General features: G+C 69.0%; 10 protein-coding genes and 1 pseudogene. 7 read left to right on the top strand and 4 right to left on the bottom strand.

Annotated elements, in window-relative coordinates:
• From D8M39_RS04915 to D8M39_RS04895, 5 genes and pseudogenes are all read left to right on the top strand, one after another.
• On the top strand, window positions 1-215 hold a 215-nt coding region (locus D8M39_RS04915; RefSeq protein ID WP_148111755.1), incomplete at its 5' end, for a transposase.
• 28 nt (window positions 216-243) lie between these two features.
• The gene (locus tag D8M39_RS13180) at window positions 244-348 is read left to right on the top strand and encodes a hypothetical protein (protein WP_371413761.1); all 105 of its coding nucleotides are present in this window, start codon (window positions 244-246) and stop codon (window positions 346-348) included.
• 38 nt (window positions 349-386) lie between these two features.
• Window positions 387-1564 (top strand): annotated as a pseudogene (locus tag D8M39_RS04905) (IS3 family transposase).
• A 503-nt stretch (window positions 1565-2067) separates the two neighbouring features.
• Complete coding sequence (locus D8M39_RS04900) at window positions 2068-2307, top strand: hypothetical protein (protein ID WP_094393471.1); 240 nt, start codon at window positions 2068-2070, stop codon at window positions 2305-2307.
• A 63-nt stretch (window positions 2308-2370) separates the two neighbouring features.
• Window positions 2371-2751 carry a VOC family protein gene (locus tag D8M39_RS04895; protein ID WP_126874547.1) on the top strand — a complete coding sequence of 127 codons (381 nt, stop codon included), beginning with the start codon at window positions 2371-2373 and terminating at the stop codon, window positions 2749-2751.
• A 72-nt stretch (window positions 2752-2823) separates the two neighbouring features.
• On the opposite strand, the gene D8M39_RS04890 is transcribed toward D8M39_RS04895, so the two are convergent.
• On the bottom strand, window positions 2824-3780 hold the full coding sequence (locus tag D8M39_RS04890; RefSeq protein ID WP_126874546.1) for a YafY family protein: 957 nt from the start codon (window positions 3778-3780) through the stop codon (window positions 2824-2826).
• Window positions 3781-3874: 94 nt separating this feature from the next.
• Here D8M39_RS04890 and D8M39_RS04885 point away from each other — a divergent pair, with 94 nt between their 5' ends.
• Window positions 3875-4432, top strand: a complete 558-nt coding sequence (locus D8M39_RS04885; RefSeq protein ID WP_126874545.1) for a DUF664 domain-containing protein — start codon at window positions 3875-3877, stop codon at window positions 4430-4432.
• Between the two features lie 83 nt (window positions 4433-4515).
• Here the strand turns inward: D8M39_RS04885 and allB are convergent, their stop codons facing one another.
• From allB to D8M39_RS04870, 3 genes are all read right to left on the bottom strand, one after another.
• On the bottom strand, window positions 4516-5868 hold the full coding sequence (gene allB, locus D8M39_RS04880; RefSeq protein ID WP_094394665.1) for an allantoinase AllB: 1353 nt from the start codon (window positions 5866-5868) through the stop codon (window positions 4516-4518).
• Between the two features lie 468 nt (window positions 5869-6336).
• A complete protein-coding gene (locus D8M39_RS04875; RefSeq protein WP_126874544.1) occupies window positions 6337-7467 on the bottom strand; it encodes a glycerate kinase in 1131 nt (376 codons plus the stop codon).
• A gap of 193 nt (window positions 7468-7660) precedes the next feature.
• A complete protein-coding gene (locus tag D8M39_RS04870; protein WP_126874543.1) occupies window positions 7661-8446 on the bottom strand; it encodes a hydroxypyruvate isomerase family protein in 786 nt (261 codons plus the stop codon).
• A gap of 230 nt (window positions 8447-8676) precedes the next feature.
• On the opposite strand from D8M39_RS04870, the gene D8M39_RS04865 reads away from it, so the two are divergent.
• Window positions 8677-10221, top strand: a complete 1545-nt coding sequence (locus tag D8M39_RS04865) for an NCS1 family nucleobase:cation symporter-1 (RefSeq protein ID WP_126874542.1) — start codon at window positions 8677-8679, stop codon at window positions 10219-10221.
• Window positions 10222-10304: the final 83 nt, after the last annotated feature.

Below are 10304 nucleotides of genomic sequence, written 5' to 3'. Positions count from 1 at the left end.
GCGCGATGATGCAGGACACCTTGAAGGACATCTACGTCCCCAGGCCCACCGGCAGGCCCCGCACCACACCCGACACGGTCATGGCGGACCGGGGCTACACGTCGGGCGTGAACCGTGAATACCTTCGAGATCACCACGTCAAGGCAGTGATCCCCCAGAAGAAGAACGAGATCGCCTCCCGGAAAAAGAAGGGCTCCAAGGCCACCCGCCTTTGACGCAGAGGCATACAAGGGACGAAACGTCGTGGAACGCTCCTTCAACAGCGTCAAACAGTGGCGTGGTCTGGCCACCAGGTACGTCAAGCTTGCCGTCACCTACGGGTCTGCTGTGAGTTTGGTTGACATCTGATCTGTGGTCCCGGTGGGGATCGCTGGAAGGATGTTGTCATGCCTGCTGCTTATCCCAGAGAGTTCCGCGACGATGTCGTGGCGGTGGCCCGCAAGGGTGAGACCCCGATCGCCCAGGTGGCGAAGGACTTCGGGATCACCGAGTCCTGCCTGCGCCGCTGGCTGGCCCAGGACGACGTGGAGGGCGGGATCCGTCCTGGTGTCACGAAGGCCGAGAACGAGGAACTGAAGAAGGCCAAGCGCCGGGTCCGTGAGCTCGAGATGGAGAACGAAGTCCTGCGCCGAGCCGCGGCCTATCTGTCCCAGGCCAACTTGAAGCTGGGCCAGTCCCCAAAATGACCTATCCCGTCGTGACAGACCTGGCCCGCGACGGGATATCGGTGACGGTCGCGTGTCGGGTCTTGGGGTTCTCCCGGCAGGCCTACTATCAGTGGCTTGCCGAGCCCGTCAGCGATCGGGAGTGGTCCGATGCCCATGCGGCGAACGCGGTGCTGGACGCTCATCGTGATGATCCGGAGTTCGGGTACCGGTTCCTCGCCGACGAGCTCCGGGACCGCGGTCTGGACGTGTCGGACCACCAGGCGTTGAAGGCCTGTCGGCTGGTCCGCGTCCGCTGCTGCCACTCGGTCCGCCACGGCTCTAGGAAGCGGCCCGGGCCGCCGGTCCATGACGACCTGGTCAAGCGGGAGTTCCGCGCCGACGCGCCGAACCGGTTGTGGCTCACGGACATTTCGGAGCACTGGGCCGGGGACTCGAAGCTGTACCTGTGTGCGGTCAAGGACGTGTTCTCGAACCGGATCGTGGGGTACTCGATCGACCGGCGCATGGCCTCGCAACTGGCCGTCGACGCCCTGCAGATGGCCGTCGCCCGCCGGGGCGGCAAGGCGAATGTGGCCGGTTGTCGGGTCCACTCCGACCGAGGGTCGCAATTTCGATCCAGGCGATTCCTGGACACGATCAGGGCCAACGGGCTCGTCGGGTCGATGGGCCGCGTGGGTGCAGCCGGCGACAATGCCGCGATGGAGTCCTTCTTCGCCCTGTTGCAGAAGAACGTCCTGAACCGTCGTCGCTGGGCCTGTTTCGAGCAGCTTCGGTTGGCGATCGTGACCTGGATCGAGCGGACCTACCACCGCCGCCGTTGTCAGGCCCGTCTCGGCCGGTTGACGCCGGTCGAGTTCGAGATGGTTCAATCAACACACGCGGCTACCGCCGCCTGAAAACCCGTGTCAACCAAACACGAGGCAGACCCTTATTCTCGGCCATGACCGTTTCCTCCCCCATGACGCCCCGGCGGGGCGGTTCCCTTTCGCTCATCGTGGCGAATGGAGAAGGCTGCCGCAAGACACAGTTCGGGTGCCGCCTGCTTCGCGATCGAGCTGTCTGCCTCCCTTGCCGTCCAGGGGGTGCGGGCGCACACTGAGCGAACTGGATCACATGAAGTGCTGGTGTGGTGGGAACGGCCTCTCTGGCGCAGCGCGCTCCTCACACAGCAGCCTGGTGAAGAGCTGAGGTGCCCGTGAAAAAGATCCCCGCCCTGGCCATGATCGTGCTGCTTTCCGCTGGGGCTGCTGCGTGCAGTCGTGGAGAAGAAGCACTGCCAGCATTCGGGTCGCTGAACGACGCCTATGACGCCGTCGACTCCGCAGTGAACTGCGACGCCAATCCCCCTGCGCCCACGGAGAAGGTGCTTGACCCACCCGGGCCCACTGGGGAATCCAGGATGTGCACGAACACCGTGGAAGTGCTGTGGTTCGACTCCTCGTCCAGCCAGGAAAAGGTGTTCGACATGCTGTCCAGCATCGGGAAGCCGGGGAATCCCGTGGAGTTCGCCACGGGTCAGAACTGGTTCGTGGCCGACTACTCCGCAGTGCCGGATGGGCCAACTCCGGACCGTGATGTGGACATGCGGGACCTTGCGCAGAAACTGAACGCGCACTACCTCGTGGCGGGCGAGGAATAGCCCGGCGAGTGTCCCTTGAGGCGTCACCCTGGTGCTGTCGGTGGCGTCTTCTACTGTCAGGGCATGACTACTCGAGTGGCGCCCCTCGCGTCCATCTCCATCGACTGCCCCAGTCCCGATGAACTTGCCCCGTTCTACAAGAACCTCCTCGGCCTCGAGGAAGCCTTGGCCGCCCCCGACCGGGGTGTCATCTGCCTGAGCGGCGCGGGCCCCATGCTGACGCTGATGCGGGTGAACGACTACGAACCGCCGACATGGCCGCACGAGCCGCAGTTTCAACAGATGCACCTCGATCTCGCCGCAGATGACCTGGATGCCGATGTGGCGGCTGCCGTGAAGATCGGCGCCCGGGAAGCGGACTTCCAGCCCTCACCCGAGCAGTGGCGCGTCATGCTCGACCCAGTGGGCCACCTCTTCTGCTTGAGCGCCGTGCGTCCGGACTGACCTGGAACTCAACCGGAGGGCCCGAACCATCGGCCTCACACCGTCCGCTGCGATCAGCCCCAGCCGAAATTCTCAGCCTGCGCCCCGCGCGTGGTCTGCGATCCGGGCCATGGCCTCCCGGAACGGATCCGCATCTGCCCCGTCCAGGACCGTCACGGGAGCTTTGAGGTCACGGCTGACCCACAGGACGTGCCACGCGAGGTCGTCCCAATCGGGTGCGCCCACCAGGAAACGGCAGCCGTGAGCGGTTGGCTCCAGGTTGCTCCGGTAGGGGGCCGGCACCCGGGCGGTGACGTCCTCCACGTCGACGCCCATCTCCACGCGCACACGGCACGGATAGCGGCTGGCGAGATCGCGGCGGAAGCCCAGGGGCGGCGTCTCACGAGCCGCGAACTGCCAGGTCGTGCTGCGAAGGTTGGCCACCCGGTCCAGGCGGAACACCCGCCAGTCGTCCCGCACGCGGTCGAAACCCTGCAGGTACCAGTGCTCCCCCTGGGTCATGAGTCGCACCGGCTCGACTTCTCGGGAGCTGGCCTCCCCGGTGGGCTTGCGGTAGTCGAAACGCACCAGCGTGTGGTCACGCTGTGCCGTCGCCAGTCGCTGCAGAAGACGGAGATCAACGGCAGGCCGACTGTGCGGGAGGGCTCGGGTAGCCCCGTCAACGGCTGCGACGAGTGAGTGCAGTCGCGGAGGCAGAAGCTGGTCGAGCTTCGTCAGCGCACGGAGAGCTGCTTCACCGACCTCGTCTGTGCCGGAGAGCGCGCCCATGCGGAGGCAGGCAGCCAGGGCAACCGCTTCGTCGTCGTCGAGCAGCAGGGGCGGGAGGCGGCGCCCGGCACCCAGGCGGTACCCGCCGTCCAGACCTCGTGCGGCTTCCACGGGGTAGCCCAGCTGCCGCAGCCTGGTCACGTCCCGTCGCACGGTACGCTCCGTCACCTCCAGACGGGTGGCGAGTTCGTGCGCCTGCCACGTGGTGCGAGCTTCCAGGAGCCCGAGCAGGCGAAGGACGCGCTGAGTGGTGTCGGCCATGCCCGCATTCTCCCGGAGAAACCGGACCACAACTGTCCGCAAGGCCTGGTGCCATGGTCGTGACAGCACCCGCTGACCTTGAGAGGACATCACCGTGTACCTGCCCCAGACCGACGACGAACGCACCACTCTCTGCAACTACCTGGAGGTTCAGCTCGATGCGATTCGCGCGAGTTCCTACGGACTCGACGACGCCCAGGCTCGTCGCGCTCCCCTGCGCAGCGCCCTGAGCATCAGTGGCATCACCAAGCACATCGTCTACTGCATGAAGCAGTCGCTCTCAGGAGCCGGACACCAGGAGCACGACCAGCCGTTCGAGGCCTTCTTCGCGAGCTTCACGCCGTCGGAGGACGAGGACATCGCGGCGCTGTTGGAGACCTTCGACGAGGTCCGTGACGAATACATGAGGATGTGCCGTGACGGTGACCTCGACGCGGAGCTGCCCGTGGGCCCCATGCCCTGGGTGGGCATGAACGAAGCGCGCCCGGCGACGTTGCGGTACCTCTACGTCCACCACGTGGAGGAGTTCGCCCGGCACGCGGGGCACGCCGACATCATCCGTGAGGAGATCGACGGCGCACAGGCCGCGGAGCTGCTCGCCGCGGTCGAGGGACGACCCGCGAACGACTTCGTGACCCCCTGGCAGGCCTGACAGCGCCGTCGTGCTGAACGCCCGATCAGTACGGCGGGCAGACGGCGCCGTGCCCTGCCCTCAGAAGGCGGGGAACGGCGTCGTCAGGCCTGGCCGCGCGAGATCAGGCGGCCGGTGGGCGTCTCGTAGTCCACCTCGTGACCGCCCACGAAGGTCTTGCGGACCTTCCCAGAGAGCACCTTGCCCTGGTAGGGGGTGATGGGGTTCTTGTGGTTCAGGCGCTGGGCGTCCACCACGTAGCCCTCGTCCGGGGCGAAGACGGCCATGTCCGCGTCGTAGCCCAGGGACAGCCTGCCCTTGCCGCGCAGACCCACCCGCTCGGCCGGGCGCGTGGACATCCACTGCAGCACGCGCTCCAGCCCGATCCCGCGGCGTCGCGCCTCGGTCCAGATCAGGGACAGCCCCAGCTGCAGCGAGGACACCCCGCCCCACGCCACCCCGAAGTCCCCGTTGCCCAGGTCCTTGAGCTCGAGCGTGGAGGGGGAGTGGTCCGAGACGATGTAGTCGATGGTGCCGTCGATCAGCCCCTCCCACAGCTTCTCCCGGTTGGAGACCTCGCGCACGGGCGGGCAGCACTTGAACGCGGTGGCGCCGTCCGGGATCTCCTCGGCGAGCAGCGTGAGGTAGTGGGGGCAGGTCTCCACGGTGATGTCCAGGCCGTCGTTCTTCGCGGAGCGGATCATGGGGATCGCGTCCGAGGAGGACAGGTGCAGGATGTGCGAGCGTCCACCGGTCCAGCGGGTGCGCTCGATGACCTCCGCGATCGCGATGTTCTCCGCGCCGCGCGGGCGGGACTTCAGGAACGTGTCGTACACGTTGCCGTTGGGCTGCGGGGCCTTGTCGATCGTGCGGGAGTCCTCCGCGTGCACGATCAGCAGCGAGTTGAACGTCTTGATCTCCGCGAGCGCCTCCTCCATCTCGTCCGCCTCCAGGTGGGGGAACTCGTCCACCCCGGAGTGCAGCAGGAAGCACTTGAAGCCGAACACGCCGTCGTCGTGCAGGGGGCGCAGGTCCGCCTTGTTGCCGGGGACGGCGCCGCCCCAGAAGCCGATGTCCACGAACGCGTTCTGCGCCGCGAACAGCCGCTTGTACTCCAGGGCGGGCACGTTCACGGTGGCGGGCACGGAGTTCAGGGGCATGTCCACGATGGTCGTGACGCCGCCGGCCGCCGCCGCACGGGTGGCCGTGGCGAAGCCCTCCCACTCGGTGCGCCCGGGCTCGTTGACGTGCACGTGGGTGTCCACGAGGCCGGGGATCAGGGTCTCGTCCTCGGCGAGCTCCACGACTCGCGCGCCGGTCAGGCCCGCGCCGAGCGGTTCGATCGCGGCGATCTTCCCGTCCCGCACACCCACCTCGCGCGGCGCGAACGTGTCACCGCACGAGACGCGCTGCCCGCGCACCACCAGGTCGAAGTCCGCGCCCTGCCGCCCGGTCAGCCGCTGCTCGGAGGGTTCGTCCGCGACGGCCAGCTCGTTCTCGGCCTTGTAGCGGCGGATCAGCTCGCGCACGCGCTCGGCGTCGTTGACCTCGTTCGCCAGCTCGATCTGCGCGGCGCGCGCTGCCGCCACCTCCTCACGGTGCGTGCCCGTCGCGGCGCGCTGCGAGTTCTCCTGGGCAACCTTCCGCGGGGATTCGTCGGTTTCCGGGTTCGACGCCGCCTGCTCCACCTTCGCGCGCACCCGCTCCTCTGCGTGCTCCTCGTTAACCTCCGGATCTGTGGTGGCCTCGGGCTGTGGGGTCTCGTTCCGGGCGGACTCCGGCGTCTGCTTCTCGTGGGAACCGTGCTGCGGGGAGGCGTTCATGGAAGGGGTGTCCTTTCGGTGGAGCGTTCCGGCGCTCGTGGCCGGGCGGTGCGGTTCGGGGCGGCTCGTCCTCGAGCGCCCGTGGAAAATGGGGTGGCTCTGTTACTGCGACGCGATGCGGCGGCCGACCTCCCGGAGCAGGCGTGGCGCGTCCCGCATCGATGATTCGGGATCCGGTGCGAGCGTGCGCAGTTCGTGGACGGCGGCGAAGCCCGCCTCGTGCAGGGTTGCGGCATCCAGGGTGGTCTGCCCGCACACGGCCACCACGGGCACCCCGTGGCGCCGTCCCACGCGCAGCACGCCCATCGGTGTCTTCCCGCCGAGACTCTGCTCGTCCAGGCTGCCCTCCCCGGTGAGCAGCAGGTCCGCGCCGGCCACGGCGGCGTCGAGCCCCACGAGGTCCAGCACGACGTCGATCCCCGGCCTGCGTTCCGCGCCCAGCACCGCGAGCGCCGCGTAGCCGACGCCGCCCGCGGCCCCCGCGCCGGGTGCGTCCGCGGCCTGACGGGCCGGTTCGCCGAGCGCGTCCGCGAGGCGGTCGCGGAACACGGCCAGGGCGGCGTCGAGGTCCGAGACGTCCTGCTCGGAGGCACCCTTCTGCGGGCCGAAGACCGCGGCGGCTCCGCGCGGGCCGAGCAGCGGGTTGTCCACGTCCGCGGCGAGCACGAACTCTGCGTCCCGGATGCGCGGGTGCAGTGCGGAGGCGTCGACGCGGTGCAGGTCGGCGAGCGCCGCGCCGCCCGCGGGCAGGTCGTGGCCGTGCCCGTCCCGCAGGCGCAGCCCGAGCGCGGTGAGCATGCCCGCGCCGCCGTCCGTGGTGGCGCTGCCGCCCACACCGAGCACCACGCGGGTGCAGCCGGCGTCGAGCGCGGCGGCCACGAGCTCGCCGGTGCCGCGGCTCGTGGCGGTGCGGGGTGCGAGGGCGGGATGGCCGTCCCGGGTGGGGAGGACGGCGAGGCCCGAAGCCAGGGACATCTCCACCACGGCCTCGTCCCCGCGGCGGCCCCATGCGGCGGGGACGGGATCTCCCGCGGGTCCGGTGACGGTGAGGTCGTGGCGCTCGAAGCCCGCGTCCAAGGCGGCGTCGAGCGTGCCCTCCCCGCCGTCTGCGACCGGGAGGACCTCGACGACGGCGTCCGGGCGCGCCTCCGCGATGCCCGCCGCGAGCTCGGCCGCCGCCTCGTGGGCGGTCACCGACCCCTTGAACTTGTCCGGTGCCACGACGACGCGCACGGTGTCCTCCTTCTGCGGATGTCCTGTTCCGGGACCATTCCAGCACGACGCCGCCCGGGCGGCAGCCGCTCGCTCTGCACCTGGTCGCTCGACATCCGTTCGAGCAGCGCCCGCCCGGTGTGGCCGTCCGCTAGGCGCCCGGCCACACCGGGCGAACCCGTGCGGCGTCGGCGTGCCGAGCAAGCGCGCGGGCTCACGCTCGCTGGTCGCGGGGGAGCCACGCGAACGGGTCTTCCTGGGAGGGGACGTACTCCAGCGCCACCGGTCCGTCGTAGCCGCACTCGCGGGCCCGGGCCACCCACCGGGGCAGGGGCAGCTCGCCCGTGCCCGGTTCGTGGCGGCCGGGCGCGTCCGCGAGCTGGATGTGCCCGAAATCCGCTGCGTGCTGATCGATCAGGGCCTCGACGTCCTCCCCGTTGACCGCCAGGTGGTAGAAGTCCGCGAGCAGTTTCACGTTCGGGCGGTCCACGCGCTCGACCACGGCCACGACGTCCGCGGCCGTGCGCAGGGGGTACGCCGGGGTGCCGGAGAGCGGCTCCACCAGGACCGTCCCGCCGAAGGCTGCAACCGCGTCCGTCGCGTACCGGAGGTTCTCGACGGCGGCGTCGTCCTGCTCCGCCACGGGCACGTCCGGCAGGCGGTTGCCGTAGAGGGCGTTGAAGGCGCGGCAGCCCGTGGCCCGGGCAACGGTCACCAGGGAGTCCACCCCGCGGCGGAACTCGTCCGTGCGCTCGGGGTGGGAGAGGACTCCTCGCTCACCGGCGGGCATGTCCCCGGCGTAGAAGTTCAGACCGGTCAGCTGGACGTTCGCGTCCTCGAGGGCCTGGGTGAAGTCGCCGATCTCCCTCTCGGGCGGGGTGGCAGTGGGGAACGGCCACCAGAACTCGACGTCGGAGAAGCCTGCGCGCGCCACGGCGGCGGGGCGCTCCAGCACCGGCAGCTCGGTCAGCATGATCGAGGCGTTCACGGTGTACCGCACGGTGGGCCCTCCCCGGGACGGTGACGCGGCCGCCCGTTGTCCTGCGCGCCAATTCCATGATGTGGAATTCAAGTTCTGATGAATGAAAAATTATCGGCCGGATGTGATGCACGTCAACCCGTCGTGTGAGATCTTGGAGCTGAACGGTGCGACGGCGTCTCACGGTTCCCCGCCGTGCCTTCAACAGGCAGGGACCGAGCCGCACACCCGCAGGACGACGAGGAGAACGCATGCCCACCCAGGACTTCCCCCGCACCACGGAACAGGCGGCCGGGCGACCGGGGCCCGGGCGGCTGTACGCACCGCGCGGCGTCGCCCACGAACCGCGCCCGGACACGAGCGACAAGCTCTACAACGTGGATCTCGCGCCCACCAGCCGCCACGGGCGCACGTGGAGCGCGTACAGCATCTTCACCCTGTGGGCCAACGACGTGCACTCGCTGGGCAACTACGGGTTTGCGATCGGCCTCTTCGCCCTCGGTCTCGGGGCGTGGCAGGTGCTCACCGCGCTGGGCGTGGGCGCGCTGCTGCTGTTCGTACTGCTGTGCCTCTCCGGGTTCATGGGGTTCAAGACCGGCGTGCCCTACCCCGTGATGAGCCGGATCTCCTTCGGCGTGCACGGCGCCCAGCTGCCCGCGGCTGTGCGCGGGATCGTGGCCATTGCGTGGTTCGGCATCCAGACCTACCTGGCCTCCGTGGTGCTGCGGGTCATGCTGATCGCCCTGGTGCCCAGTCTCGCGGACCTGGACACGAACAGCGTGCTGGGGCTGTCCACCCTCGGCTGGATCAGCTTCGTGGCCCTGTGGATCATCCAGGTGGTCATCGTGTGCTGCGGCATGGAGATGATCCGCAAGTACGAGGCGTTCGCCGGGCCCATCATCCTCGTGACCATGGTTGCGCTCGCGGTGTGGATGCTCTCCCGCGTGGACTTCTCGATCGCGTGGAGCACGGACCACCCGCTGACCGGCGGGCAGATGTGGCTGCACATCCTGGGCGGTGGTGCCCTGTGGGTCTCCATCTACGGGACCTTCGTGCTCAACTTCTGCGACTTCACACGGTCGGCGAAGAGCCGCGGCGCGATCGTGCGCGGCAACTTCTGGGGCATCCCCATCAACATGCTGCTGTTCGGGCTGATCGTGGTCTCGCTCGCCGGGGCCCAGTTCAAGCTGGACGGCACCGTGATCACGTCCCCCGCGGACATCGTGCAGACCATTCCCTCCACGCCGCTGCTGGTGCTCGCATCCCTGGCGCTGCTGATCCTCACGGTGGCCGTGAACCTCATGGCCAACTTCGTGGCGCCCACCTACGCGCTGACCAACATGTTCCCCCGCAGACTCGACTTCCGGCGGGCCGCGATCCTCTCGGCCGTGATCGGCCTGGTGATCCTGCCGTGGAACCTCTACAACTCGCCCGTGGTGATCGTGTACTTCCTCGGCGGGCTGGGCGCGCTCCTCGGGCCGCTGTTCGGGATCATCATGGTGGACTACTGGCTGATCCGCCGTTCCAGCGTGAACGTGCCCCAGCTCTACGTGGACACCCACGACGGTGAGTACTTCTACCGCGGCGGCGTGAACCCCCGGGCGATCGGGGCGTTCGTTCCCGCGGCACTGGCCTCCCTGGCGGTCGCCCTGCTGCCTGTCTTCCAGGCCGCCAGCGAGTTCTCGTGGTTCATCGGAGCCGGCCTGGGCGCCCTCTGCTATCTGGTCACCGCCAAGCGCGAGCTCGAGTACACGGACCAGCACGGTGAGGCCATCGCGGTCGCCACCTCGCACTGAACCACGTGTCGTACTGAGCCCCCGTCTCGCACGAGATCGCGGCCGACGACGACGCCGCGGGGCCGCCTCCCGCTCGCCCCGCC

It is taken from the genome of Kocuria sp. HSID17590, assembly GCF_003989485.1.
Classification (GTDB): domain Bacteria; phylum Actinomycetota; class Actinomycetes; order Actinomycetales; family Micrococcaceae; genus Kocuria; species Kocuria salsicia.
This window is presented reverse-complemented; position numbering and strand designations above follow the sequence as displayed.